At 72.1% G+C, this 26205-nt stretch carries 25 protein-coding genes and 1 riboswitch; of the genes, 6 read left to right on the forward strand and 19 right to left on the reverse strand.

Annotation, left to right across the window (positions count from 1 at the left end; genetic code table 11):
* Positions 1-9: 9 nt before the first annotated feature.
* From ACN9M0_RS09295 to ACN9M0_RS09320, 6 genes are all read right to left on the reverse strand, one after another.
* Entirely contained in the window at positions 10-753 is a 744-nt protein-coding gene (locus ACN9M0_RS09295; RefSeq protein WP_366042382.1) for an endonuclease/exonuclease/phosphatase family protein, read from the reverse strand.
* 77 nt (positions 754-830) lie between these two features.
* Entirely contained in the window at positions 831-1772 is a 942-nt protein-coding gene (locus ACN9M0_RS09300; protein WP_366042383.1) for an ROK family glucokinase, read from the reverse strand.
* Positions 1773-1838: 66 nt separating this feature from the next.
* Entirely contained in the window at positions 1839-2357 is a 519-nt protein-coding gene (locus tag ACN9M0_RS09305; protein ID WP_426403413.1) for a DUF5304 domain-containing protein, read from the reverse strand.
* A 43-nt stretch (positions 2358-2400) separates the two neighbouring features.
* Positions 2401-3522 carry an ArsA family ATPase gene (locus tag ACN9M0_RS09310; protein ID WP_426403414.1) on the reverse strand — a complete coding sequence of 374 codons (1122 nt, stop codon included), beginning with the start codon at positions 3520-3522 and terminating at the stop codon, positions 2401-2403.
* Positions 3523-3855: 333 nt separating this feature from the next.
* On the reverse strand, positions 3856-4299 hold the full coding sequence (locus tag ACN9M0_RS09315; protein WP_366040208.1) for an SRPBCC family protein: 444 nt from the start codon (positions 4297-4299) through the stop codon (positions 3856-3858).
* Positions 4300-4388: 89 nt separating this feature from the next.
* Positions 4389-5156, reverse strand: a complete 768-nt coding sequence (locus tag ACN9M0_RS09320) for a metallophosphoesterase family protein (protein ID WP_366040209.1) — start codon at positions 5154-5156, stop codon at positions 4389-4391.
* Positions 5157-5414: 258 nt separating this feature from the next.
* On the opposite strand from ACN9M0_RS09320, the gene ACN9M0_RS09325 reads away from it, so the two are divergent.
* Positions 5415-7211, forward strand: a complete 1797-nt coding sequence (locus ACN9M0_RS09325; protein WP_426403415.1) for an AMP-dependent synthetase/ligase — start codon at positions 5415-5417, stop codon at positions 7209-7211.
* A 62-nt stretch (positions 7212-7273) separates the two neighbouring features.
* Here ACN9M0_RS09325 and ACN9M0_RS09330 read toward each other — a convergent pair whose 3' ends face one another.
* Positions 7274-8416, reverse strand: coding sequence for a glycosyltransferase family 4 protein (locus tag ACN9M0_RS09330; protein ID WP_366040211.1), 1143 nt, complete (start codon positions 8414-8416; stop codon positions 7274-7276).
* A gap of 99 nt (positions 8417-8515) precedes the next feature.
* On the opposite strand from ACN9M0_RS09330, the gene ACN9M0_RS09335 reads away from it, so the two are divergent.
* Complete coding sequence (locus ACN9M0_RS09335; protein ID WP_426403416.1) at positions 8516-9778, forward strand: glycosyltransferase 87 family protein; 1263 nt, start codon at positions 8516-8518, stop codon at positions 9776-9778.
* Here the strand turns inward: ACN9M0_RS09335 and ACN9M0_RS09340 are convergent.
* The gene (locus tag ACN9M0_RS09340) at positions 9739-11082 is read right to left on the reverse strand and encodes an MATE family efflux transporter (RefSeq protein WP_366040213.1); all 1344 of its coding nucleotides are present in this window, start codon (positions 11080-11082) and stop codon (positions 9739-9741) included. The two genes, ACN9M0_RS09335 and ACN9M0_RS09340, sit on opposite strands and share 40 nt — an antisense overlap.
* 115 nt (positions 11083-11197) lie before the next feature.
* Between ACN9M0_RS09340 and ACN9M0_RS09345 the strand changes: the two genes are divergently transcribed.
* Positions 11198-11722: a PadR family transcriptional regulator gene (locus ACN9M0_RS09345; protein ID WP_366040214.1), complete on the forward strand. Its 525-nt coding sequence runs from the start codon at positions 11198-11200 to the stop codon at positions 11720-11722.
* Positions 11723-11755: 33 nt separating this feature from the next.
* Here ACN9M0_RS09345 and ACN9M0_RS09350 read toward each other — a convergent pair whose 3' ends face one another.
* The 5 genes from ACN9M0_RS09350 to ACN9M0_RS09370 form a co-directional block, all read right to left on the reverse strand.
* A complete protein-coding gene (locus tag ACN9M0_RS09350) occupies positions 11756-12970 on the reverse strand; it encodes a hypothetical protein (RefSeq protein ID WP_426403417.1) in 1215 nt (404 codons plus the stop codon).
* 24 nt (positions 12971-12994) lie between these two features.
* Positions 12995-14014, reverse strand: coding sequence for a C40 family peptidase (locus ACN9M0_RS09355; protein ID WP_366040216.1), 1020 nt, complete (start codon positions 14012-14014; stop codon positions 12995-12997).
* 195 nt (positions 14015-14209) lie between these two features.
* Entirely contained in the window at positions 14210-15241 is a 1032-nt protein-coding gene (locus ACN9M0_RS09360; protein ID WP_366040217.1) for an NlpC/P60 family protein, read from the reverse strand.
* A gap of 257 nt (positions 15242-15498) precedes the next feature.
* On the reverse strand, positions 15499-16863 hold the full coding sequence (locus ACN9M0_RS09365) for an NYN domain-containing protein (protein WP_366040218.1): 1365 nt from the start codon (positions 16861-16863) through the stop codon (positions 15499-15501).
* Between the two features lie 33 nt (positions 16864-16896).
* Positions 16897-17139, reverse strand: a complete 243-nt coding sequence (locus ACN9M0_RS09370) for a hypothetical protein (protein WP_017238847.1) — start codon at positions 17137-17139, stop codon at positions 16897-16899.
* A gap of 159 nt (positions 17140-17298) precedes the next feature.
* Between ACN9M0_RS09370 and ACN9M0_RS09375 the strand changes: the two genes are divergently transcribed.
* Positions 17299-18033, forward strand: coding sequence for a rhomboid family intramembrane serine protease (locus ACN9M0_RS09375; protein WP_366040219.1), 735 nt, complete (start codon positions 17299-17301; stop codon positions 18031-18033).
* The gene (locus ACN9M0_RS09380) at positions 18030-18311 is read left to right on the forward strand and encodes an Lrp/AsnC family transcriptional regulator (RefSeq protein ID WP_017238849.1); all 282 of its coding nucleotides are present in this window, start codon (positions 18030-18032) and stop codon (positions 18309-18311) included. The genes ACN9M0_RS09375 and ACN9M0_RS09380 overlap by 4 nt, the downstream gene beginning before the upstream one ends.
* A 71-nt stretch (positions 18312-18382) precedes the next feature.
* On the opposite strand, the gene ACN9M0_RS09385 is transcribed toward ACN9M0_RS09380, so the two are convergent.
* The 6 genes from ACN9M0_RS09385 to ACN9M0_RS09410 form a co-directional block, all read right to left on the reverse strand.
* Positions 18383-19777, reverse strand: a complete 1395-nt coding sequence (locus ACN9M0_RS09385) for an aminotransferase class V-fold PLP-dependent enzyme (protein WP_366040220.1) — start codon at positions 19775-19777, stop codon at positions 18383-18385.
* Between the two features lie 227 nt (positions 19778-20004).
* Positions 20005-20121, reverse strand: a riboswitch (SAM riboswitch).
* 79 nt (positions 20122-20200) lie between these two features.
* The gene (gene trpD / locus ACN9M0_RS09390; RefSeq protein WP_399696505.1) at positions 20201-21265 is read right to left on the reverse strand and encodes an anthranilate phosphoribosyltransferase; all 1065 of its coding nucleotides are present in this window, start codon (positions 21263-21265) and stop codon (positions 20201-20203) included.
* 118 nt (positions 21266-21383) lie between these two features.
* Positions 21384-23009, reverse strand: coding sequence for a cytochrome bc1 complex cytochrome b subunit (locus ACN9M0_RS09395; RefSeq protein ID WP_366040222.1), 1626 nt, complete (start codon positions 23007-23009; stop codon positions 21384-21386).
* Positions 23006-24058 (reverse strand): cytochrome bc1 complex Rieske iron-sulfur subunit, encoded by a 1053-nt coding sequence (locus tag ACN9M0_RS09400; protein WP_366040223.1) that lies wholly within the window; start codon positions 24056-24058, stop codon positions 23006-23008. The genes ACN9M0_RS09395 and ACN9M0_RS09400 overlap by 4 nt, the downstream gene beginning before the upstream one ends.
* Entirely contained in the window at positions 24055-24864 is an 810-nt protein-coding gene (locus tag ACN9M0_RS09405) for a cytochrome bc1 complex diheme cytochrome c subunit (RefSeq protein ID WP_366040224.1), read from the reverse strand. Before ACN9M0_RS09405 ends, ACN9M0_RS09400 begins: the two co-directional genes overlap by 4 nt.
* A gap of 74 nt (positions 24865-24938) precedes the next feature.
* The gene (locus ACN9M0_RS09410) at positions 24939-25559 is read right to left on the reverse strand and encodes an aa3-type cytochrome oxidase subunit III (RefSeq protein WP_366040225.1); all 621 of its coding nucleotides are present in this window, start codon (positions 25557-25559) and stop codon (positions 24939-24941) included.
* A 202-nt stretch (positions 25560-25761) separates the two neighbouring features.
* On the opposite strand from ACN9M0_RS09410, the gene ACN9M0_RS09415 reads away from it, so the two are divergent.
* Entirely contained in the window at positions 25762-26163 is a 402-nt protein-coding gene (locus ACN9M0_RS09415) for a hypothetical protein (protein ID WP_381439412.1), read from the forward strand.
* Positions 26164-26205: the final 42 nt, after the last annotated feature.

The following is a 26205-nucleotide window of genomic DNA, read 5'->3' on the forward strand; positions in this document are numbered from 1 at the left end:
GGGGGGTCGTCACGAGGCCGGGATGCGGACCGCCGCGAGCACCGGAAGGTGATCGGTGGCGGCCCGCAGGTCCGCCGGGTCGAGGTCCGTCGGGACTCCGCAGCCGAGGAACTCGACGCCCGGGGTCGCCAGGATCGCGTCGATGCGCTGGTGCGGGTCGGCCGGGGTCGAGGTGTGCTCGCCGCCCCAGGGACTGACCGCCCAGCCGTCCCGGAGCTCCTTCGTGAGGCGGGTGAAGGCGGGGCCTCCGGGGCGTTCGTTCAGGTCGCCGGCGACGAGGGTGTACGGGGTGCCGAGGGCGGCGACCCGGTCGAGGACCATCCCGGCCTGGGCGTACCGCTCGTCCTTCCGCAGGCTCAGATGGCAGCTGACGAGGCCGACCCGGGCCCCGGCGAAGCGGACGACGGCGGTCGCGAGGCCGCGCCGGTGCAGGCCCGGGGTGAGCGGCAGCAGGACGTCCTCGGTGCGCTCCACGGTGGCCCGCAGGGAGCACAGCAGCAGCGGTCCGGCCGCGGTGGCGCCGCCGCTCAGGACGACGAGCTCGCTCTTGGCGGCCAGCCGGGCGGCGTGTTTGCGCCAGCGGAAGAAGCGCGGGGCCTCCTGGACGAAGACGAGGTCCGGGGCGCAGGCGCGGATCACCCGGGCGAGGGCGTCCTCGTCGTCGCGCATCGAGCGGACGTTGTAGCTCAGGACCCGGAGGACGGCCGAACCGTCTCTCTCGGTGCGGGAGTTGGGCAGCTCACTGATCGCCATGACGGCCAACATACGACGACCGCCCGCCGTGTCCGAGAGGACGCGGCGGGCGGTCGTCGTACGAGGTTCCCCGGGGCTCAGCCCTGGCGGGCGAGGTCCGCGGCGCCGACCAGGCCGGCCTTGTTGCCGAGCTGGGCCGCGAGGACCTGCGCGTGCGGGCGCCACTCGCCGCCGATCAGCCAGCGCCGGAAGGACTTGCGGATCGGGTCGAGGACGAGGTCGCCCTCGTCCGAGACGCCGCCGCCGACGATGAACGCCGAGGGGTCGAAGAGCGAGGCCAGGTCGGCGAGACCGGCGCCGGCCCAGCGGGCCAGCTCGCGGAAGGAGTCGATGGCAACCGGGTCGCCCGCGCGGGCGGCCTGGCTGACGTGCTTGCCCTCGATGCCCTCCGGGGTGCCGTCGCCGAGGCCGAGGAGGATCTCCGCGCGCTCCGGGGTGGCGTGGGCGCGCTGCTTGGCGTAGCGGACGAGGGCGCGCCCGGAGGCGTACTGCTCCCAGCAGCCCTGGCTGCCGCAGCCGCACAGCAGGCCGTCCGGGACGACCCGGATGTGGCCGAACTCGGCGGCCACGCCGAAGCGTCCGCGGCGCAGCTTGTTGCCGATGATGATGCCGCCGCCGAGGCCGGTGCCGAGGGTGATGCAGATGACGTCCTCGTGGCCCTGACCGGCGCCGAAGCGGTACTCGCCCCAGGCCGCCGCGTTGGCGTCGTTCTCGACGACGACGGGCAGGCCGACCCGCTGCTCGACCTTGTCCTTGAGCGGCTCGTGCCGCCAGTCGATGTTCGGCGCGAAGAGGACGGTGGCACGCTTGTCGTCGACGTAGCCCGCGGCACCGATGCCCACGGCCTCGATCGAGTGGCCCTTGCCGGCCGCGGACACCGCGGCGCAGATCGCGTCGACGATGCCGTCGGGGGTCGGCGGGGTGGGCACCGTGTGCGTGTCGAGGATGTTGCCCTCCTCGTCGACCACGCCGGCCGCGATCTTCGTGCCGCCGATGTCGACGCCGATGGTGAGTCCCATGTGTCCCTCAGTTTTCGGTCGAGCCCCGCTAAGGCCCACCGTACCCGAGGGGAGCCGGCCGACTGATCAGTCGAGGTCGATGTGCTGGCCGGTTCCGGGCCCCTCGTCGTCCTTGCGGTCGTCCTTGCGGTCGTCCTTGCCTTCGTGCTCTGGGTGGTCCTCGCGGTCCTCCTTGCGCGGCACGTCCGGGTCCGCGTCACGGCGCGGGTCGTCCTCGGCGACGCCCCCGCCGCGGGTCCAGCGGCTCTCGTGCCCCTCGACGGCGGAGCGGTAGGCGGCGAGCAGTTCGCTGCCGGCGGCCGCGAGGTGGTCGAAGACCTGCGGGTTGCGCTCGATGACGGGCTCGACGACGGCCTTCGCCTGGTTGACGAGCTGCTGCACGGTCTGCGCGGCGGTCTGCGCGGCCTGGCCGCCGAGGAGCGGGTTCCCGAGGCCGCCGGAGACCTTGTCGGCCACGGCCTCGAAGAGCTTGCGGAACTCCTCCGCGGGCGAGCCGGGCTCGGCCGCGCGCTGCGACCGGCGGCGGGCCTTCTCCGCCTCCAGGTCCTCGGCACAGGCCTTGGCCCAGGCGTCCGAATCGCTCATGGCGTACTCCTCAATGGCTGCTACTTCGACGGTACACGCCCGTTCAAGAGGTACGGGGCCAGAGTCCCGGGTCAGGGGTGAAGCGCACCCGGAGGTCCCCGTCGACGAGCCCGGCGCCGGTGACGGTGCAGCGGCGCAGGGCACCCGGCAGCGGGACGCCACGGCGGAACGCCCCCACCGTCAGGAGCAGTTCGTCGCCGCGCCGGACGAGGGACAGCTCCTCCTTGACGGCCCCCGGCAGGGGGATGTGCCAGACGAGGACGCCGTCCTCCTCGCGGCGGTCCTCGACGGCCCACTCGGGTACGGGGGCGGGCACGGCGTCGGGCCGGACGGGCGCGAGGAGGACGAGGTCCTCGGCCCCGCGCGGCGCACGGCCGAGGTGCGGGAGCTCGTACAGCTCGCCCGTGGCGGTACGGAGCTCCGCGAGGTGCCGGTGCTGTTCGGCGGTGAGCCCGGCGAGCCAGGGGTCCTCGGAGCCGGCGGGGAGGATCCGGTTGGCGACGACGGCGTCGAGGGCGAGGCGCTGCACCGCGAGGCCGAGCCGGGCGGTGCGCAGGGCACGGGCGGCGCCGGGGCCGGGTTCGAGGACGAGGCGGACGCTGGTGGCGGGGGCCTCGACGACGGCCTGGACGGCGGCGAGCTCGGCCTCCCAGCGGGCGGTGGTCTCGTACAGCCACTGCGCGGGCATCGGGACACCGGCCAGCTGGGCGAGCATCGGGCGCAGGGCGCGGGCGGCCTGGCGCTCCGGGGGCAGGAGTCGGCGCAGGTAGCGGCGGAGCTGGGCGGGGAGCGCGAGGAGGGCGAGGGCATCGGGGAGCGGGGGCAGGTCGACGACGGCGAGGTCGTGGTCGCCCTCGGCGGCGTCGCGCAGGGCCCGCAGCAGGGCGAACGGGCGGCTGCCCGGGAGCTCGGTGAGCTCGGCGTCCTCGAAGGGCGCGGCGCCGAGCAGGTCGAGGGCGGCGGCGGAACGGGCCTGCAGGGCGAGGAACTCCCGCCGGAAGTCAACGGCGGGCTGGGGCCGCAGGACCTGGAGACCGGGGAGCGGGTCCGCGTCCTCGGAGACGAGCAGCACCCGACGTCCGGCCCGCGCCTCGGCGAGGGCGGTGGCGACGGCGAGGGTGGTACGTCCGGCGCCGCCGGGGCCGGTGACAAGGATGATCCGCATGCGGGCGACGTTACCGCCCCGCACCGACCCGCCCGCGAGCGGTCGCCCACCCGTTCCGCTGAGGCGGAACGGGTGGGCGCAACGGACGGCGCCCCTTGCCGGGCCCAGGCTTCCGCGCCTGGACCCGCACCGCAGGTACGGCGCGCATCGTGGTGCGGGTCCAGGCGCGGAAGGCGGAGGCGCCGCTGAGGGCGCCGTCCGTTGTGCCCACCCGTCCCGCCCCAGCGGGACGATTGCCCACACGGGGCGTGGCGAGGGCACCGCCGTCCCGGCGCGGCCCGCGTGGGCGAGGCCCGGGCGCGGCCCCTGCCGGGACCCGCCCCGCCGTGAGGCTTACGCGCCCGATTCCACCCGCTGCTTCAGGCCCGCCAGGGCGCGGTCGATGATGACCTTCTCCGCCTTGCGCTTGATCATGCCCAGCATGGGGATCTTGACGTCCACCGTCAGCTGGTACGTGACCTCCGTGCGGTCGCCGGAGCCGACCGGCTTCAGGAGGTAGGAGCCGTCGAGGGAGCGGAGCATCTGGGACTTGACCAGGGTCCAGCTGACCTCGTTGTCCCCGGTCCAGGTGTACGCGAGGGTGTGGTCGTCCTTGATCGCGCCGGCGTCGAGGAGCAGCCGTACCTTCCCCGCGCGGCCGGCGTCGTCGGCCTCCAGGACCTCGGCCTCCTTCACCTCGCCCGTCCACTCGGGGTAGCGGGCGAAGTCGGCGATCACACCCATGACGTCGGCCGGCGCCGCCTCGATGGTGATGCTCGAGCTGGTGTGTTCGGCCATCGCGGTGGCTCCTCCACGGTGCGGTCCGGCGGAAGTCAAGGGGCACAGGCGTGCCGACGGAAGGCTATCGCGCCCCCGTGCCCGCGCCGTCACCACTCCAGGGCGAAGGGTCTGCCGGTCGAGGCGAAGTGGCCGACGTTCACGCACTCGGTCGCGGCGATCCGCATCCGCCGGGCGAGCGGCTGGTGGACGTGGCCGAAGAGGGAGTAGCGGGGCCGGACGCGGTGGATGGCGTCGAGGAGGGCCCGGCTGCCGCGTTCGAAGCGGCGGGCGACGGTGTCGTACGTCAGCTCGGGGACGTCCGGCGGGATGTGGGAGCAGAGGACGTCGACGTCGCCGAGGGCCTCGACCTTCGCCGCGTACTCCTCGTCGGAGATCTCGTACGGGGTGCGCATGGGCGTGCGCAGGCCGCCGCCGACGAAGCCGAAGACGAGGCCGCCGAGCTCGATCCGCTCGCCGTCGAGGACCGTCGTCCCGGGCCGGGCGAAGTCGGACCAGAAGCGGGGGATGTCGACGTTGCCGTAGGTGGCGTAGGTGGGGGTGGGGAAGGCGGCGAAGAGTTCGGTGTACTGGCGGCGGACGGCGGCCTCGATCGCGGTGTCGCGGTCGACGTCCAGCCCGGCCCAGAGGCTGCGGCCCAGGTCGCGGGCCTCGTCGAAGCGGCGGGCGGTGCGGAGCTCGACGAGCCGGTCGGCGTTCTCGGTGCCGAAGAGGTCCGGGAAGATGCCCCGGCTGTGGTCGGCGTAGTCGAGGAAGAGGACCAGGTCACCGAGGCATATGAGGGCGTCGGCGCCCTCCCCCGCCTTGGCGAGGTCGCCGGCGTTGCCGTGCACGTCACTGACCACATGGACTCGCATGAGCCCACCTTAGGGGGTGTCACCTGCGGTTACTTGGGAGTCGTGAAACCCGTGGATTACTGTGCGCAGAGCACCGTCACGCATGTGTGACGCACGGAACATCTGGCCGGGACCCCCTACCGGGAACCGTGTACCGGCGAGTAACGTCCGGGCAGTCCACCAGTCGTGCTCACCCCCACTGAGCACCTGCCCGATCATGGACTTCACCGGTGCATCACACAGAGCCGTGGCGCCGGCGCCCGATGAGGAGCAGCAGTCTTGCGCGAGTTCAGCCTTCCGGCCCTGTACGAGGTCCCCACGGACGGCAACCTGACGGATCTCATCCGCCGCAACGCCTCCCAGCACCCAGACGTCGCCGTGATGGGGCGCAAGGTCGACGACGTCTGGACGGACGTCACCGCCACCCAGTTCCTCGCCGAGGTCCGCGGCGTCGCCAAGGGTCTGATCGCCTCCGGCGTGGAACCGGGCGACCGGGTCGCGCTGCTCTCCCGTACGCGTTACGAGTGGGTGCTGCTCGACTTCGCGATCTGGAGCGCGGGCGCGGTGACCGTGCCGGTGTACGAGACGAGCTCGCCGGAGCAGATCCAGTGGATCCTCGGCGACTCGGGCGCCCGGCTCGTCCTGCTCGAGAGCGCGGCGCACGAGGAGTCGGTGGCGTCCGTGCGGGCGAACCTGCCGGAGCTCACGGGCGTGTGGCAGATCGAGGCCGACGCGGTCGCGCGGCTGACGGCGGCCGGCGAGGGCGTCTCCGACGAGCTGCTCGACGAGCGGATGTCGGCGGCGAACGCGGACGACCCGGCGACGATCGTCTACACCTCGGGAACCACGGGCCGCCCCAAGGGCTGTGTCCTGTCCCACCGGGCCTTCTTCGCCGAGTGCGGCAACATCGTGGAGCGACTGAAGCCCCTCTTCCGTACGGGCGAGTGCTCGGTGCTGCTGTTCCTGCCGGCGGCGCACGTCTTCGGGCGGCTCGTCGAGGTCGCGTCGGTCATGGCGCCGATCCGGCTCGGCTGTGTCCCGGACATCAAGAACCTCACGGACGAGCTGGCCTCGTTCCGGCCGACGCTGGTCCTGGGCGTGCCGCGCGTCTTCGAGAAGGTCTACAACTCGGCGCGGGCGAAGGCGCAGGCCGACGGCAAGGGCAAGATCTTCGACAAGGCCGCGCACACGGCCATCGCGTACAGCCGGGCGATCGGCACCCCGCAGGGCCCGTCCTTCGGTCTCAGGCTGAAGCACAAGGTCTTCGACAAGCTGGTCTTCTCCAAGCTGCGGGCGGTGCTCGGCGGTCGTGGCGAGTACGCGATCTCGGGCGGCGCGCCGCTGGGCGAGCGGCTCGGTCACTTCTTCCGGGGCATCGGCTTCACGGTCCTGGAGGGGTACGGCCTGACGGAGTCGTGCGCGGCGACCGCGTTCAACCCCTGGGACCGGCAGAAGATCGGCACGGTCGGCCAGCCGCTGCCGGGCTCGGTGGTGCGGATCGCCGACGACGGCGAGGTGCTGCTGCACGGCGAGCACATCTTCTCGCGGTACTGGAACAACGAGGCGGCGACGACCGAGGCGCTGGCGGACGGCTGGTTCCACACGGGCGACATCGGCACGCTCGACGAGGACGGCTACCTCGCGATCACCGGCCGCAAGAAGGAGATCCTGGTGACGGCGGGCGGCAAGAACGTCGCCCCGGCGGTCATCGAGGACCGGATCCGCGCGCACGCGCTGGTCGCGGAGTGCATGGTGGTCGGCGACGGGCGTCCGTTCGTGGGCGCGCTGGTCACGATCGACGAGGAGTTCCTCGGCCGCTGGGCGAGCGAGCACGGCAAGCCGGCGGGTTCGACGGCGGCCTCCCTCCGCGAGGACGCGGACCTCGTGGCGGAGGTCCAGCGGGCGATCGACGACGGCAACGCGGCGGTCTCGAAGGCGGAGTCGGTCCGCAAGTTCCGCATCCTCCCGGCCCAGTTCACGGAGGAGGCGGGCCACATCACCCCGTCCCTGAAGCTGAAGCGGAACGTGGTGGCGAAGGAGTTCGCGGACGAGATCGAGGCGATCTACAGCAAGTAGGAGCGGTACGGAGAGGGGCCCGGGGCGATGTGATCGCCCCGGGCCCCTTCGTACACCGTGTGTCAGAGCAGCTCGCGCAGCCGCTCCGCGAGCAGGTCCCAGCGCCATCTCTCCTCGACCCAGGCCCGGCCCCGCTCGCCCATGCGGGCACGGAGCTCCGGGTCGAGGAGGAGGGCCGCGACGCGGTCGGCGGTGTCCTCGGCGGACTCGCCGCGGACGACCCAGCCCGTCTCGCCCTCGAGGACGGCGTCGGGGGCGCCGCCGGAGTCGCCGGCGACGACGGGGAGGCCGGTGGCGGAGGCCTCCAGGTAGACGATGCCGAGGCCCTCGACGTCGAGGCCGCCGCGCCGGGTGCGGCAGGGCATCGCGAAGACGTCGCCGGCCCCGTAGTGGGCGGGCAGCTCGGACCAGGGGACGGCGCCGGTGAAGCGTACGGATCCGGCCACGCCGGTCTCGGCGGCGAGGCGGTGCAGGTCCTTCTCGTACGGTCCGCCGCCGACGATCAGGAGGACGGCGTCCGGGACCCGGCGGAGGATCTCGGGCATGGCCCGGATCAGGGTGTCCTGCCCCTTGCGGGGCACGAGCCGGGAGACGCAGACGACGACGGGGCGATCGCTGAGCCCGAGGCGGGCGCGGACCTCGGTGCCGCCGGAGTCGGGGTGGAAGGTCTTCTCGTCGACGCCGGGCGGGAGCTGGACCATGCGGCCGGCGGCGGCCGGGGTGAGGGCCGTCGCGATCCGGGACCTGGTGTACTCGCCGAGGTAGGTGATCGTGTCCGTGCCCTCGCCGATGCGGCTCAGGAGCTGCCGGGCGGCGGGGAGCTGGGCCCAGCCCGCCTCGTGCCCGTGGGTGGTGGCGACGAGCCGCCGAGCGCCGGCCCGGCGCAGCGCGGGGGCCATCAGGCCGAGCGGCGCGGCCGCGCCGAACCACACGGACTCGCAGCCGTGCTCGCGGAGCAGCGCGGTGGCGCGGGCGGTGACCCGAGGAGTGGGCAGCAGCATGGTGGTGCGATCCCGGACGACCGTGAAAGGCTGTTCGGCGTCGAACGCGGCCGTCGCCTCGATCCCTTCGCGGCTGCGCTTCCACGTGGAGGCGTAGACCACGATCCGGTCGGGATCCAGGCGGAGTGCCATGTTGTGCAGGAAGGCCTGGATTCCGCCGGGACGCGGCGGGAAGTCGTTGGTTACGATCAGGGTCTTGTGCATCGTGGCCGACAGTACGCGATCGCATCCACCGCCCGGCAACACGGCTGCCCCGCTACCGCGGGCCGACAGGACAGGGACGCGACAGTGACGACGGGTGCGGTGGGGAACGGGTCACGCACGAGCCTGCGGCTTCCGCTCGGCCTCTGGGGTCTCACCCGGGTGATCCTTCTGCTGTGCGTCTTCAAGATCGTGGTGATCCCCGGACCGGACATCACCTTCGACGTCTCGGACATCTACCAGGGCTGGTACGAGGTCCTGCGGACGGGCACGTACCCGCTGGACGACGTCACCTGGCAGTACCCGCCGGCCGCGGCCTTCGCCATCCTGGCCCCCGGCCTGCTGCCGTTCCTCGGCTACGCGTCGGCCTTCTTCGTCCTCGCCTTCCTCTGCGACGCGCTGGTCTTCGGGCTGCTCCTCCACACGGGCCGCCGTGCGGGCCGCTCGCCCCGCGGCGCCTGGTTCTGGCTCGCGGGCGTCCCGCTGCTCGGCCCGACGGCGTACGCCCGGTACGACGTGATGGTGACCGCCGTCGCGGTGGCGGGGCTGCTCGCGGCGGGCCGCAGCCCGCGCGTGCTCGGCGCGCTGGCCGGTTTCGGCGCGGTCCTGAAGGTGTGGCCGGTGCTGGTCCTCGCGGGCACCCCGAAGGGGCGGGCGACCTTCCGCTCCTGGTCGACGGCGGTGGGCGCGGCGGCCGCGGTGCTGGTGTTCTGCGTGCTGTGGATGCCGGGGGCGCTGTCCTTCCTCGGCTTCCAGCGCGACCGGGGCACGGAGGTCGAGTCGCTGGGCTCGATAGTCTTCCACGTCGTCCGGCACTTCGGCTGGGAGGGCGAGGCACGGATGAACTACGGCTCGATCGAGTTCCTCGGGCCGTACGTGTCCACGGTCTCGACGGCCGCGATGGTGCTCACGGTCGCCGCCTTCGGCTGGCTGCTGGTGTGGCGGATCCGGGCGCGCCGCTTCGTGTCGTCGACGCCGGCGGACGCGGCCTTCGTGGCGGTGCTGCTGTTCACGACGACGAGCCGGGTGCTCTCCCCGCAGTACATGCTGTGGCTGGTGGGTCTGGCCGCGCTGTGCCTCGCCTACCGGTCGAGCCGGATGCGGCGGCCGGCGCACCTGGTGCTGTGGGCGACGGCGGTGACGCAGTTCGAGTTCCCGGTGTGGTTCTCGCACGTGACGCGGAGCGATCCGCTGGGCATGGCGGTGCTGTTCACGCGGAACGGTCTGCTGATCGCCGCCACCGTCATCGCCTGCCGGATCCTGTGGCAGCACACGGTGACGGAGCCGCGTCTCGCCACGGGCGTGAGGATCCCCGCGCAGGCGACTCAGCCGGAGCGCGAGAAGAGCCTGTCCGGCTCCCGCTGAGACTCCCCGGGGGCGGTGATCGTACGGCGGTGCAGCAGGGCCAGCGCCGCGCACTGGGCCCCCATCGCGAGGGCCATGGCCAGGCAGATCCCGCCGAGACCGAGGCCCGCGCCTGAGAGGGCGTACGCGAGCGGGAGCTGGACGAGGACGCCCGCGACGGTGATCCGGGCGAGGTACGGGCTCGCCCCGGTGCCCTCGAAGACCCCGGCGAGCGCGATGTACCCGGCCATGAGCAGCAGGTAGGGGCCGAGGCAGCGCAGGAAGAGCGCGCCCGCCTCCGCCACCGCGGGCTCGGCGCCGAAGGCCCGCATGACGGGTCCGGCGCCCAGGAACAGCAGCCCGGCGGCGCTCGCGCCGAGGACGCCGGCGAGGAGGAGGGCCTGCCGGCCGACGGCCCGGCGTTCGTCCCGGCCGGTGCCGAGGAGGTGGGCGCTGTGGATGGCGGCGGCCTGCCGGACGGCGTAGAAGGCCATGGTCGCCACGTACATGGCCTTGGTGGCGATGCCGTAGGCGGCGATCTCGGTGACGCCGATCCGGGCGACGACGGAGACGAGCGCGAGGGCCCCGGCCATCCGGACCGCGAAGTCGACGGACATGGGCAGTCCGGTGGCGGCGGTACGGCGCAGCGCGGCGGTCGTGGGCAGGGCCGCCCGGGCCGCCCGCGCGGCCTTGAGGAGCGGGTCGCGGCGCAGGGCGAGGAGTCCGGCGGCGAGGGCGACGCTCCGGCCGGTGACGGTGGCGAGGGCGGCGCCCGGCACCCCGTACGCGTGGATGAGCAGCGGGTCGAGGACGAGGATCAGTCCGTTGGCGAGGAAGGCGAGCCGCATGGGGGTGCGGGTGTCGCCGGCGCCCTTGAGGACTCCGTCGAGGACGTTCGTGGCGAAGAAGACGGCCGTGCCGGGGAGCGAGATCGCGAAGTAGGCGGTGGCCAGGGCGTGGGCGGGTTGGCCGGAGCCGCCGAGCAGAAGGGCGGCGAGCGGCTCGCGCAGCAGGTAGCCGCCGAGGGCGACGGGCGGCACGAGCAGGGCGCAGAGGGCGGTGCCGCCGCGGACGGCGGCGCGGACGGCGCCGGGGTCGTCGGCGCCGCGGGCGCGGGCGACGAGCACGGTGGTGCCGGAGCCGGCCATGAGGACGACGCCCAGGAGGAGGTTCTCGACGTTGCTCGCGACGGCGACGGCGGCGACGGCGTCCCCGCCGAGGCGGGCGACCCAGACCATGTTGATGATGCCGGCGGCGACTCCGGCGAGGAGTTCGAGATAGACCGGGCAGGCGAGCCGGACGAGTGTGCGGCGGTGCGAGGACATACGAAGGGACCCCCTCTTTCCGAGGTACCTCGAATAGAGGCACCTCGGAAAGAGGTAGCATGACGGGCGGTCCCCCGACAAGCGGTCCCGCCGAAGCCCGAAGGAGAGGTGCCCGGTGCTGGAACTGTCGATCCTGGGCTTCCTGTACGAGAAGCCGCTGCACGGCTACGAGCTGAAGGAACGCATCCAGGGCCTGAGCGGCCACGTCCGCCCGGTCAGCGACGGCGCCCTCTACCCGGCCATCACCCGCCTGGTGAAGAGCGGCCTGATCGACAGCCGTACGGAGCCGGGCGCGAGCGCGGCCCCGCGCCGCACGCTCTCGCTCACCCCCGAGGGCCGCCGGGAGCTCCTCGCCCGGCTGCGCACCCCCAAGGACGCCGAGATCACCGACGGCCAGCGCTTCTTCACCCTGCTCGCCTTCCTGGGGCAACTCCCCGACCGCGCGGACCAGGCGGCCGTCCTCCGCCGCCGCCAGGAGTTCCTGCTCACCCCGGCCAGCTTCTTCTACGAGGCCGGGACCCCGGTCACCGCCGAGCGGGAGCCCGACCTCTTCCGCCAGGGGATGCTGCGGATCGCCCGCGCGACGGGCACGGAGGAGAAGGCCTGGCTGGCGGAGACGATCGAACGGCTGGAGAGCTAGGCTCCGTCCGCCCCTGATCCCCGCGGAACGGCCCTAGCCGAGCCGCTCGGTCAGATACGACCGCCAGTCGGCGGTGAACTGCTCCGGCGTGGTGTCGAGGACCTCCCGGAGCGCCTTCTCCACCGCGCCCGCCCGGGCGGGATGCGCGCCCACCGCCCGGTAGAACGCGGTCAGCCTCTCCGCGCCCCAGCGGTCCGCGATCAGCTCGCAGGCCAGCCAGCCGCCCTCGTACGCCCTGGCCAGGGCCTCCGCGTCGCTGCCGAAGGCGAAGGCCTGGTCGTCGGGGAGCTCGGCCGGGAGCTCGCTCGCCTGGACCGCGCGGCGCAGCTCGGGCGCGGCCTGCGCGGCGGTGCCTTCGGTGCCCCGGTAGGCGACCCAGTCGGCGAAGCCCTCGGAGAGCCAGACCGGGGTGGCCTTCGTGGTCTGGACGCGGGTCGCGACATGGGTGGTCTCGTGGGTGAGGACCAGCTGCCGGCCGAACGCGCCGAGCGTCGCGTAGGCGTCCGGGTTCACGATCACCCGGTCCGCGGGCGCCGTCGGACCGCCCCCGGTCCGGCCGGTGGTGACGGCCGCGATGCCCCGGTAGGAGGCGGCAGGCCCGCCGAGGAGCCGTCCCATCGCCTCGATCGACCCGGGCACCAGGACCACGATCCGGCCCGCCCAGTCACCGCGCCAGGCCTCCCCGACCGCGGGCACCGCCCGGTCCGCCGCCGTCGCGATCTCCCGCAGCCGCTCCCGGCTCTGCCCCACACCCAGGACGAGGCTGCGCCGGCCGGTCACCGTCGTGACCTCGCCCTGCTGCCACAGCTGCTGCGGGGCGCCGTCGGCGGCGCGGTCGCCGGTCACGTACCAGCGGCCGTCCCGCTCGGCGAGGTCGAGGACCCGCTCGGTGGTGGCGGGCCCGGAGTCGTAGCCCTTGATCCGGTAGCCGAGCTCGGCCCTGGCGGTGACCCGGCCCTCACCGGTCCGGTCGACGCCGGTGATCCGGTAGTGCCAGCCGCCCAGCGGGATCTTCGCGAGCCGGTCGAACTCGGTGCGCGCGGCCGGCGCGAGCGCGGGGTCGAGGGCGGCGAGGTAGCCGGCCTCGTCCCGGTCGAGCAGCGCCGCCGCGTGCCGGTCGAGCAGGCCCTGGATCTCCCCGGTCGCCGGGCCGGCCGGCTCGGGGGCCGCGCATCCGCCGAGGGTCAGCACCGCGGCCAGCAGCCCCGCCGCCACACCGCGCACCGCTCCACTCCGCCGAACCGCCACGCCCCCGATCGTACGGGGGCGGTCTCAGACGCGGGTGACGGTGACGTGGGACATCATGTTCACCGGGTCGTAGCGGACCCGCGCGCCCGGATAGGGGGCGTGGATGACCTGGCCGTTCCCGGCGTAGATCGCCACATGGCTGGCGTCGCCGCGGTACGTGACGAGGTCGCCCGGCTGCGCCTGCGAGAGCGGCACCTGCCGGCCCGCGTACCGCTGCGCCGAGGAGGTGCGCGGCAGGCTGATCCCGGCCTGCCGGTACGACCAGACCATCAGGCCCGAGCAGTCGAAGGCCGAGGGTCCGGTCGCCCCCCACACGTACGGCTTGCCGATCGCGCTGCGGGCGGCGATCACCGCGGCGGCGGCCCGCGAGGGGCCGAGGTCGGCGAGCGGCGGCAGCTCCTCGGCGGGCCCGTCGGCGCGCTCACCGGTGCGGGAGGCGCGGTCGTAGTCGGCGCGCTCCTCGACGGTGAGGGAGGCGAGCAGGCGGCGGGCCTCGGCGAGCTTCCGCTCGACGGTGCGCTTGTGGCGGGCGACCTCGGCCCGGCTCTGCTCCAGTTCGGCGAGGGCCGTGCGGGCCTCGCTCCGCTTCTGGTTCAGGCCGCGCTGCGCGCGCAGGAGTTCGCCGAGCGCGGCGCCCTGGCGGGCGGTGACCCGGTCGAGGGCGGAGGCGCGGTCCAGATAGGTGTCCGGGTCGGAGGAGAGCAGCAGGGCGAGGGCGGGGTCGATGCCGCCGGAGCGGTACTGCGCCCCGGCGACCGAACCGAGCACGCCCCGCATGCGGTTGATGTGCTCCTGGCCCCGGGCGAGGCTGTCCTGCGCCTGGGAGACCGTCCGGCGCAGCGCGTCCGCCTTCTCGTCCGCCCGGTTGTAGCCCTCGGTGGCCTTCTCGGCCTCCTCGAAGAGGCGGTCGACCGTGGCGCGGGTGGCCGCGGGCGTGGTCCCGGGGTCGGCGCTCGCGGGGACGGCCCCGAGGGACGCGGCCGCGGTGGCCGCGGCGGCGGCGGTGAGGACGGTGACCCGGGCGGGTCGGCGGTGGGACGCCACGAATCGCGCTCCGTTCGGCTCGACGCAGACTGGCGCGGCAGACAGTAGCCGCTGATCAGTCCTCGTCCAACGAAGGCGACGGGCACACAAAGTGACGCCCCGCCGGAGAACACAGGTCACCGGCGGGGCGTCAGGTCAGTGCGGGTCGCCGCGAACCACCCGATTGGGCGGCATGGCGCAGCGGGTCGGCGTGCGTCAGATGCGGACGCCGAACTGGAAGGTGCCCATGTAGTCCATGGACTCGTAGCGGACCACGGCGCCCGGCTTCGGGGCGTGCAGGATCGTGTTGTTGCCCGCGTACAGAGCGACGTGCGACAGGTTGTTGAAGAAGACCAGGTCGCCCGGCTTGAGCTGGCTGCGGCCGATCTTCACGCCGTCGTTCTGCTGGGTGTAGGTGGTGCGGGTGAGCGTGGCGCCGGCCTGGCGGTAGGACCACTGGGTCAGGCCCGAGCAGTCGTACGCGTTGGGGCCCTCGGCACCGGAGACGTACGGCTTGCCGAGCTGGGTGGCGGCTGCGGAGAGGGCGGCGGCGCCGAGCTGCGAGGCCGGGGCCTCGTTGCCCAGGTTCACGCGCTCGCCGGCGGAGCGGCTCGCACGCTGCTCCTGCTCCTGCATCCTGGCGCGCTCTTGGGCGGTGAGGGTGTTGAGCAGCTTCTGCGCCTCGGCGAGCTTGCCCTGGAACTTCTTCTTCTTGGCGCCGAGGGTCTTGCGGACGTCCTCGAGGTCGGCCAGCTTCGTGGAGGCCTCGGCCCGCTCCTGGGCGAGGGTCCGCTGCTTGGCCTGGATCGACGTGAGCACGTCGGCCTGCTGGGCGCTCAACTGGTCGATCGCGGACGCCTTGTCGAGGTAGGTGTCCGGGTCGGCGGAGAGGAAGAGCTGGAGCGCCGGGTCGATGCCGCCGGAGCGGTACTGGGCGCTGGCGACCGAACCGATCTGGTCGCGCAGGGTGTTGAGCTCCTGCTGACCGCGGGCCACCTTGTCCTGAAGGTTGCTGATCTCCTTCTGGAGCTTGCCGCGGCGCTCCTCGGCGAGGTTGTACTGCTCCGTGGCCTCCTCGGCCTCGTGGTGGAGCGCGTCGACCTTCGACTTGACCTCGTCGATCTTGGGCTTGGCGGGGGCCGCCTGCGCGCCGGACTGGGCGGTGAGTGCGACGGCGGCGGCCGCGGTCACGGTGAGCACGGTCACACGGGTGCGGCTCGGCTGCTTGGGTCGACGGTGGGACGCCACGAAGGCGAGCTCCTTCTTCCTCAGAGCCGCCCAACCGGTAAGGGGCAGGCGGTTCCTCCGCCGCCACCCCGGATGGGTGATCAACCGCGCGAAGGTTCGAAGCCCGACCCTAGTGACCAAGTTGTGATCAGTTCAAATCCCGCTGGCAAAAATCTCGCCCACCCACCACTTTATTTACATACACCGCACGGGCAGTGATGAGCACTTGACGGTGCGCCATCCAGAATTCGGGCATAACACCCAGGAGTTGCGATGCGTCACGAGAGGCGCGAAAGCCGCTTCAGCAACAAGGCGGACGCCACCGGCCGCGCCCCCGCCTTCGCGACACCGTCGGCAACCTCGCGGTCGGTGGAGACCACCACGACCGGCCGCCCCGGCGGCTCGGCCCGGACCAGCTGACGGATCAACTCGTCCGCCGTGACGCCGGGCTTGGAGAACAGCACCCGCACCCCGCGCGGCGGCGCGAGCAGCACCGGGGCCGCCAGCTCCGCCCCGTCGAAGACGCAGGTGACCTCGGCGCCCGAGCGGGCCGCCAGCGCCGAGAGGCTGCCGAGGAGCCGCAGCCGCTGCTTCTCCAGCGGCATCGTCGGATAGCCGGTCTTGGTGACGTTGTAGCCGTCGACGACCAGATGCGCCTGCGGCAGCGCCAGCAGCTGGTCGAGCAGCGCCGGGTCCGTCTCGGAGAGGGCCCGCGCCGCGATGTCCTTCGGGGACATCCGCCCCGGCTCCACGGCGTCCACGGTGTCCGCCGGGTGCACCGAGACGGGCGGCAGCGCGAGTTCGCGCCGCAGCCCCTGCGCCGCGTCGAGGACCGTGTCGAGGAGCAGCCGCAGCCGCATGTCCTCCACCGAGCGGCCCTCGCGGGCGGTCCTGCGGCTCGCCTCCAGGGCCGCCTCGACCTCGCCGAGCCGGGCCCGGAGCCGCCGGGTCTCGCTCTCGGCGGCCGACACCTGGGCCGCCGACTCCGCCCGCGCGGCCTCGATCTCGCCGTGCACCTTGCGCAGCGCCGCCTCGCCGCGCTTGACGTCGCTCTGGGCGCTGCGCAGCTTGCGGTGAAGCGATTCGGCTTCCTTGCGGGCGGCGTCGAGGTCGTGCCGCAACTGCTCGTTCTCGCCCCGGGTGCGGTCCCGGGCGGCGGCGAGCTCCTCGCGCAGCTGCTCCAGCTCGCGCCGGCCGGCCTCGTCGGCCCGCTCGGCGTCGGCCCGCTGGGCCTCCTCGCCGGCGGCGGCGACGAGCTTGACCCAGCCGGGCGGGCGCAGCACATAGGCGGCCGCCGCCACGTCGACGGGGTCGGCGGCCGCGGGCGGGGCGCCGGTCTCCACGGCTCCGGCCAGCTCGGGCTGGCCCTGCTTGAACCGTTCGCCGATCCGCTGCCGGAAGAGCGGGTCGCTCTCCAGGGCGGCGGCCATCGCGTTGCCGGCGAACTTGGCCCGCCGGCTCGCGGTGAAGCGGGCGTACTGCCGCAGGGGCGCGGGCAGCTCCGCGACGGTGAGCCCGCCGAAGGCGTCCGCGACCAGCGCGACGACCCGCCGCCGTACGCCTTCAGGCAGCGGGTGGTCGAGCGTCTCGGCAGCGTCACCTGCCGCGCCGGCCGGCTCACCACCGTGCGCGGGCTGCTCCACGATCCGTCACCCCTATGTCGTCCGCGCCGTCCCTCAGGAGGCGGCGCCCGGCCTGTCCACCAGTTCGATCTGGTCCACCGCGTTGCACCAGCGGCAGCGGACCGACTCGATGGTCTCACTGACCACCTGCCGCTCCTCGACCGTCGGGTCTCCGGCGAGGTCCAGATGGACGTACTCCACGACCTTGGACGAGCGGGTCACGTCGAAGCGGGTCAGATTGCCGCAGAGCGTGCAGCGCCAGCGGGTCTCGGCGGTCGGCAGGGGAACCGTCGTCATCGTGCCGTCCTTCTTCCTGTTGCGTGGTACCAGGTGCGGGAGCCGCGGTGCGCCGTCGAACTGCGGTCGGTGGTGCCCGTAACCCTACGGCCTCCCGGGGAGGGCGAGGCACGGCGAGGCACTCTGTCCACTTCGGCCCCGGTACGCCATGATCTGTCCATGATCGACTGGCGAGGCGTGGTCCTCGGTGCCTGGCGCGGCACCCGCAGCGGGCCCACGGTGACGTACGGACTGATCGCCGCCTGCTGCCTCCTCTTCGTGATCGGCCCGGTCGCCGGACTCAATCCGGTGTACGGCACGGGCGACGAGCTCCTGGCCGCCCAGGGCGCCTACTTCCGCCGCTGGGGCGTGGTGCCCGCCGAGCTCATGAGCGGCGAGCCGCGCGCCCTGCTCACCCCGCTGACCGCGCTCTTCGTCCACGGCAGCTGGCTCCACCTGCTCGGCAACATGCTGTTCCTGTACGTCTTCGGCGCGATGGCCGAGGAGCGCATGGGTCCGGTCGAGTTCTGCCTCTTCTATCTGGGGACCGGCTACGTGGCCCTGCTCGGGTACGCGGTGGCGCACGCGGACAGCGAGCAGACCCTGGTCGGGGCGTCCGGGGCGATCTCCGCGGTGCTCGGGGCCTTCCTCTTCCTCTTCCCGCGCTCCCGGGTCACCAGCCTCTTCCCCTTCCTGTTCTTCCTGCCGCTGCGCTTCCCCGCCTGGATCGTGCTGATCTTCTGGTTCACGCTGCAGTGGCTGGCCGCGCGGGCGGCGGGCGCGGGGCCCGGCGTCGCCTATCTGGCCCATGTCGTGGGCTTCTCCGTCGGCTTCCTCTACGCCTGGGGGCGCTTCCGCGGTGGGGATAGAGTGAAAGCCCAAGCCGCGGCGACCGAGGGAGAAAGCCAGCCGTGATCACCGCGATCGTGCTCATCAAGACCAGCGTGGACCGCATCCCCGAGATCGCCGAGTCGATCGCCGCGCTCGACAGCGTCAGCGAGGTCTTCTCGGTCACCGGTACGTACGACCTGATCGCCATGGTCCGGGTGCCGCGCCACGACGACCTGGCGGACGTGATCCCCGGACGGATCAGCAAGATCCCCGGCGTGGAGGCCACGGACACGCACGTCGCCTTCCGCACGTACTCCCAGCACGACCTGGAGGCGGCCTTCGCCATCGGTCTGGAGTCCTGACACCGCGCACGCGGCACGACTGAAGGGGGCCTCCCGGTCGGGAGGCCCCCTTCACCCGTACGAGTGACTGATCAGCCGCGGTCCGGGACGCAGCGGCCGTCCTCGGTGCGGTACTTCCACTGCGCGCCGTCCCTCACGAGCTCCTTCACGGCGCCGACGAACCGCTCCACGTGCTCGTCCGGCGTACCGGCGCCGAAGCTCACCCGGATGGCGTTCAGCGACCTCTCCCCCGGCGCCGCCTCGGGGGCGCCGCACTCGCCCGGGTCCTGCGGGTCGCTGCCGAGCAGGGTGCGGACCAGCGGGTGGGCGCAGAAGAGACCGTCGCGGACGCCGATGCCGTACTCGGCGGAGAGCGCGGCGGCGAAGTGGGAGCTGTTCCAGCCCTCCACGACGAAGGAGATGACGCCCACGCGGGGCGCGTCGTCGCCGAAGAGCGAGAGCACGCGCACCTCGGGCACCTCGGCCAGGCCCTCGCGGACCGTGGTGATCAGGTGCTGCTCGCGGGCGACGAGGGAGTCGAAGCCGGCCTCGGTGAGCGCCTTGCAGGCGGAGGCGATCGAGTAGACGCCGATGACGTTCGGCGAACCGGCTTCGTGCCGGGCCGCGGTGGTGTGCCACTCCACGTCCACACCGCCGTCGGCCCGGCGGGCCACCTTGCGGGAGGCGCCGCCGCCCGCGAGGTAGGGCTCGGAGTCCTGGAGCCAGTCGGCGCGGCCGGCGAGGACGCCGGAGCCGAAGGGCGCGTACAGCTTGTGCCCGGAGAAGGCGACCCAGTCCACGTCCAACTCCCTTACCGAGACCGGGTGGTGGGGCGCGAGCTGGGCGGCGTCGAGCACGATCCGGGCGCCGTGCGCGTGCGCGGCGGCGGCCAGCTCCTTCACCGGCCACAGCTCGCCGGTGACGTTGGAGGCGCCGGTGACGCAGACCAGCGCGGGACCGTAGGGGTCACGGTCGGCGAGGGCGCGCTCCAGGGTCGCGACTGCCTGGGCCGGGGTGCGCGGGGCGTTGAGGTAGGTGACCCGGGCGTCCTTCCAGGGCAGCAGCGAGGCGTGGTGCTCGGTCTCGAAGACGAAGACCTGGCAGTCGGCGGGGACGACGGCGGCCAGCAGGTTGAGCGAGTCGGTGGTGGAGCGGGTGAAGACGACCTGGTCGCCGGGGCGGCAGTCGAGGAACTCGGCGACGGTGGCGCGGCTGTTCTCGAAGAGGTCGGTGGAGAGCTGGGAGAGGTACCCGGCGCCGCGGTGGACGCTGCCGTAGTAGGGGGCGTACGCGGCGACGTCGTCCCAGACCCGCTGGAGGGCCGGCGCGCTGGCCGCGTAGTCGAGCGCCGCGTAGCTCACCTCGCCGCCGGTGACGAGCGGGACGGTGACGTCCCGGCCGAGGACCGGCAGCGGGGCGGCGCAGCAGGGGTCGGCGGACTCGGCGGCGGCGGTGTCGACGGTGGCGGTGTTCGGGCGTGCGGACATGGCGGTATCTCCCGGCGGGCGGTGCGGAATGGCTTCGGTGAATCCCGTACGCGGCCGGGTACGGCGGGGTACGGGTGATGCCTCGGAGACGACGGGGGCGCGCACGGGTATGCGGGTACGCGGAAGGGACCCTGTTCCGAGGGTGAAGTAGGGGCGGACTCGCCCTATCGCATTCGCTTGCTCACGGAAAAAGCTCCTCGACTGACCAGGACCCCTGGTGTTCGAGGGATCCGCGCTTGCCGTAGACCTCGCTGCCTACGGCCTGGTCATCACCCGGGGCACCCCGCCACGGAAGGAGGGTTGCCGGACAGCAAGCCGGGGCCAAAACGCTGTCACTCGTGACCTGTAGAGCATCCTGCCACATGATCGCCGAAGTGCAAGACCCCGGTCCGCATGGTGGACCGGGGTCGTACGGCAGACGGGTTACGCGTTGCTGGCGGCGATCCACCGCTCCAGGGACCGGCGGGCCGCACCGGAGTCGATCGACTCGGCCGCCTTCGCGATGCCCGCGCCCAGCTGCTCCGCCAGGGTGCCCGTGCCGGGCTCCAGGGCGGTGAGCGCCGCCGCCGCGTTGAGCAGCACCGCGTCCCGTACCGGACCGGTCTCCCCCGCGAGCAGCCGGCGGGCCACGTCGGCGTTGTACGAGGCGTCGGCGCCGCGCAGCGCCTCCAGGGGGACGAGCTCGATGCCGACGTCCCGCGGGTCGAAGCGCTCCTCGGTGACGGCGCCGTCCCGGACCACCCAGACCCGGGAGGTGGCGGTGGTCGTCAGCTCGTCCAGGCCGTCGTCGCCGCGGAAGACCAGGGCGGAGTTGCCGCGCTCGGCGAGGACCCCGGCGACGATCGGCGCCATGCGCGGATCGGCGACGCCGACGGCCTGCGCCTTCACCTGGGCCGGGTTGGTCAGCGGGCCGAGGACGTTGAAGGTGGTCCGGATGCCCAGCTGGCCGCGGGCCGCGGCGACGTGCCGCAGCGAGGGGTGGAACTTCACGGCGAAGCAGATGGTGATGCCGGCTTCCTCGGCGACCTCGACGACCCGCTGCGGGGTCAGGTTCAGGTTGATGCCGAGCTTCTCCAGGACGTCGGAGGAGCCGGAGGCGGAGGACGCGGCGCGGTTGCCGTGCTTGACGACCTTCGTGCCCGTGCCGGCGACCACGATCGACGCCATCGTGGAGATGTTCACCGTCTTGGCGCCGTCGCCGCCGGTGCCGACGATGTCGACGGCGGGACCGGGCACCTCGATCACGTTGGCGTGCGCGTACATGGTCCGTACGAGGCCGGTGATCTCCTGCACCGTCTCGCCCTTGGCCCGCAGCGCCACCATGAATCCGGCGATCTGCGCGTCGGTCGCCTCGCCGCTCATGATCAGGTCCATCGCCCAGGCCGTGTCGTCGGCGGAGAGGTCCTTGCCGTCGAGCAGCCCGTTCAGCAGGACGGGCCAGGAGCGGCCCGCCGACGTAGGTCCTCCAGCGGGGGTCGCAGCGCTCATGGCAGCTCCTGAATCACGTGACGGATACGGTCCCACCCTATCGACCTCCGGGGACGGCAAAGAGCCCCGTCCATCGAATGGACGGGGCTCTCGCCGTGGCGACCTTCAGGTCAGGTGATCAGTGGTGGCCGTGGCCGCTCTGGATCTCCTTGTACTCCTCGACCGTGGGCTTGGCGACCTGGCTGTCGTCGCCGTAGTAGCCCTTGTTGAGCTTGACCCGGAGCTTCTCCATGCGGCCGATCTTGCGCTCCACGCCGTTCTCGTCGACGGCCGGCGGAAGCTCCGCGGCGTCGTACTGCTCGTGCGCCGTGAGGCGGTGCAGCTCGCCCTGGCTGAGCGGCTCGTGGACCTCGACGAACTCACCGTGCGGCAGGCGCTTGATGATGCCGGACTCGCGGCCGTGCAGCACCTTGTCCTTGTCGCGGCGCTGGAGGCCGAGGCAGATCCGCTTGGTGGCGACGAAGGCGATGACCGGACCGGCGAAGAAGAAGATCCGCACGAACCAGGTGATCGAGTTCAGCGACAGGTGGAAGTGGGTCGCCCAGAGGTCGTTTCCACCACCCACGAGCATGATCATGTACGCGGTGATCCAGGCGACACCGAAGGCGGTGCGCGTCGGAGCGTTGCGCGGGCGCTGCGCGATGTGGTGCTCGCGCTTGTCGCCGGTGATCCAGGACTCGATGAACGGGTACACCGCGATGGCCGCGAGGACCGCCGGGAAGATCGCCAGCGGGATCATCACGCCGAGGACCAGCGTGTGGCCCCACAGGTTGATCTCCCAGCCCGGCATGACGCGGATCAGACCCTCGGCGAAGCCCATGTACCAGTCGGGCTGGGCGCCGGTGGACACCTGGTCCGGGCGGTACGGGCCGATGGCCCAGATCGGGTTGATCGAGGCGATCGCCGCGATGACCGCGATGACACCGAAGACCAGGAAGAAGAAGCCTCCGGCCTTCGCCATGTACACGGGCAGCAGCGGCATGCCGACGACGTTCTTGTTCGTCCGGCCGGGGCCGGCGAACTGCGTGTGCTTGTGGACGAACACCAGGATGAGGTGGGCGACCACGAGACCCAGCATGATGCCGGGGAGCAGCAGCACGTGCGCCGAGTAGAACCGGGCGACGAAGTCGCCGCCGGGGAACTCGCCGCCGAACAGGAACATCGAGAGGTACGTGCCGAGGACCGGCACGGACAGGATCGCGCCCTGCATGAAGCGGACACCGGTGCCGGAGAGCAGGTCGTCCGGGAGCGAGTAACCGGTGAAGCCGGTGAACATGCCCAGGAAGAACAGCAGGAAACCGAACAGCCAGTTGATCTCACGCGGCTTGCGGAACGCGCCGGTGAAGAACACGCGCATCATGTGCACGAACATGCCGGCGAGGAAGATCAGCGCCGCCCAGTGGTGGATCTGCCGGATCAGCAGACCACCGCGCACCTCGAACGAGATGTGCATGGTGGAGTTGAACGCCTCGGACATCAGCTGTCCCTGGAGCGGGACGTACGGTCCGACGTACTCCACCTCGTTCATCGACGGGTGGAAGAACATCGTCAGATAGACGCCCGTCAGGATGATGATGAGGAAGCTGTAGAGGCAGACCTCGCCCAGCATGAAGGACCAGTGGTCCGGGAAGATCTTCCGCATGTTGGCCTTGGCCAGCGTGTAGATCCCCAGCCGGCCGTCGGCCCAGTCCGCGACCCGCTCACCGGCGGGTGCCTTCTTCTGCGTGTTGGTCACGGTGCTCATCCGCGCTCCCAGAATGCCGGACCGACGGGCTCGTCGAAGTCGCTGAGCGCCTCGAGGAAGCCCTTGTCGTTCACGCCGATCCGCAGCTGCGGAAGGGCGTGACCGGCCGGGCCGAAGATGACGCGGGCGCCGTCGGAGAGGTCGAAGGTGGACTGGTGGCACGGGCAGAGCACGTGGTGCGTCTGCTGCTCGTACAGGGAGATCGGGCAGCCCACGTGGGTGCAGATCTTCGAGAACGCGACGATGCCCTGGTGCGACCACTCGAGCTCGCGCTTGTCCTTGATGTCCTCCGGCTGGATCCGGACGATCATCAGGGCGGCCTTGGCGATCTCGGTCTGGAAGTGCTCGTCGTGCTCCGAGAGGCCCTCGGGCATCGCGAAGGTCAGCGAGCCGACCGCGACGTCCTCGGGACGCAGCGGCTCGTGCGTGTTCATGTTGATGAGCTGGAGCCCCTTGGTCCACAGCGTGGTCCGGAGCTTCTTCTCGGGCAGCGGGCCCATGTCACGCAGCAGCACGATGCCGGAGAGCGGTACGAGCGACAGCGCGCCGAACATCGTGTTGCGGATGAGCTTGCGGCGGCCCATGCCCGACTCCGCGGCACCGGCCGCGAAGTCCGCCATGACCTTCGCCTTGACCTCGGGCGACGCCGCCATCGGGTGACGCTCGTCGGCGACCTCGACGTCGGACATCAGGGTGCGGGCCCAGTGGACCGCGCCCGCGCCGATGAAGAAGAGGGCGGCACCGAGGGTCAGACCCAGGGCGAAGTTGAGCGCGGACACGTGGCCGAAGGGCCAGATGTACACGATCTTGTCGACCGGGAAGATCACGTACGAGGCGATGAAGCCGACGGTGGCCAGCATCGACAGCGTGAACATGAAGGCGACCGCGCGCTCGGACCGCCGGGCGGCCCGCTCGTCGATGTCCTGGATGCGGGGCTTGTGGGGCGGGAGGCCCGGGTCGGCGAACGGGTCGTCGGCGACCGTCACCGCGCCGTGCGCGGTGTCCTGCCCTGCCGGCAGGGTCTCTTCTGGAATCTCTTGGCTACTCATGACTTCTTGGCCTTAGCGGTGTGGGCCGCGACCCAGATGGCAACTGCGATCAGCGCGCCCAGGCCGAAGACCCAGGCGAACAGGCCTTCGCTGACGGGGCCGAGGCCACCGAGCTTGAAACCGCCCGGGGTCTCGGACGTGTCGCTGTTGACGGCCTGGACGTACGCGATGATGTCCTTCTTCTCCTTCTCCGGCATGGTCGTGTCCGGGAAGGAGGGCATGTTCTGCGGGCCGGTCTGCATGGCCTCGTAGAGGTGCTTCGGGTCCACGCCCTCGAGGCTCGGGGCGTACTTGCCGTAGGTCAGCGCGCCACCCTCACCGGTGAAGTTGTGGCACTGGGCACAGTTGGTGCGGAACAGCTCGCCACCCTTGGCGATGTCGGCACCGTCAGGGCTGTACTGGCCCTCGGTCGGCGTGATCGCGCCCGCACCGAGAGAGGCGACGTACGCCGCAAGCTGATCGATCTGAGCCTGCGAGTAGATGACCTTCTTCTTCGGGACCTGGGCGCCCGGCTGCTGGGCCGGCATACGGCCGGTGCCGACCTGGAAGTCGACCGCGGCCGAACCGACGCCGACGAGGGACGGGCCGTCAGAGGTGCCCTGACCCCCGGTTCCGTGGCAGCTGGCGCAGCCGACGGAGTAGAGCTTCTTGCCCTCCTCGATGGCGAGGGACTGGGCGGTTTCATCGGCCTTCGCCGTGCCCGCGGGTGCGAACGCGGCGTACAGCCCCCCAGTGGCCGCCAGCGCGAGAAGTAGGACGACGACCGCCGCCAGCGGATGGCGTCGTCGTGCGGAGAGCTTTTTCACGGATTACCCCGGTGTCAGGATCTTCTGCGTCGATGCTTGCTGGATGTCTCGGTCCGCCGTGGAGGCGGAGCCGATTACTTGATCATGTAGATCGTGGCGAAGAGGCCGATCCAGACGACATCGACGAAGTGCCAGTAGTAGGACACGACGATGGCGGCGGTTGCCTGCTCGTGAGTGAACCTCTTGGCGGCGTACGTCCGGCCGAGGACCAGCAGGAAGGCGATGAGACCGCCCGTCACGTGCAGGCCGTGGAAGCCGGTGGTCAGGTAGAACACGGAGCCGTACGGGTCCGAGGACAGCGAGAGGCCGTCCTTCTTGACCAGCTCGGTGTACTCGAAGACCTGGCCGCCGATGAAGATGGAACCCATCACGAACGTGATGATGAACCACGTCCGGAGCTTCTTCACGTCGCCCCGCTCCGCGGCGAAGACGCCGAGCTGGCAGGTGAGAGAGGAGAGCACCAGGACCGTGGTGTTGGTCGCCGAGAACGGGAAGTTCAAGGCCGAGGCCTGTTCTGCCCAGAACTCGGCACCCATCACCGATCGCAGGGTGAAGTACATCGCGAAGAGGGCCGCGAAGAACATCAGCTCGGAACTCAACCAGATGATGGTTCCGACGCTGGTGAGGTTCGGTCGATTGACCGACGGGTGCGCGTGCCCTGTTTCTACTGTCGTTACTGTCGCCACGACCGACATTATGTCGGTCGCTTATCCCGCCCTCACTCCGGGGGGTGCCGTTCGGAGTGTCAGGGGGGCGTGTCCAGCCCGAACGGCCCAGCGCGGAGGCCACCGGACACCGTTCGAACAGGTGCTGAACGGGTGTTGACGGGGTGTGGACCGGAGTAGCATCCGGCGCATCGATCGACGACCTTCCCACGGACTTCCCCACGGAGGAACGATGCAGTCGAGTGCCACGGTCCTGGTCTACAGCGACGACGCGAACACCCGCGCGCAGGTGCGGCTCGCCGCCGGACGCAGGCCCGCGGCCGACGTTCCCCCGGTCGAGTTCGTGGAGTGCGCGACGCTGCCCGCGGTGCTCAAGCGCCTGGACGAGGGCGGGATCGACGTGTGCGTGCTCGACGGCGAGGCGGTGCCCGCCGGAGGCATGGGGGTCTGCCGGCAGATCAAGGACGAGGTCTTCCGCTGCCCGCCGGTGCTGCTGCTCATCGGACGCCCGCAGGACGCCTGGCTGGCCACCTGGAGCCGCGCGGACGCCGCGGTGACCCTTCCGGTGGAACCGGTCGAGTTCGCGGCGTCCCTGGCGTCCCTGCTGCGCTCGCGCCTGTCGATCGACGCCTGAGCCGTCCAGGACGGGCGGGCCGGCGCCCGGCCCGCTGATCGG

Source organism: Streptomyces sp. R-07, assembly GCF_049913175.1.
GTDB lineage: Bacteria > Actinomycetota > Actinomycetes > Streptomycetales > Streptomycetaceae > Streptomyces.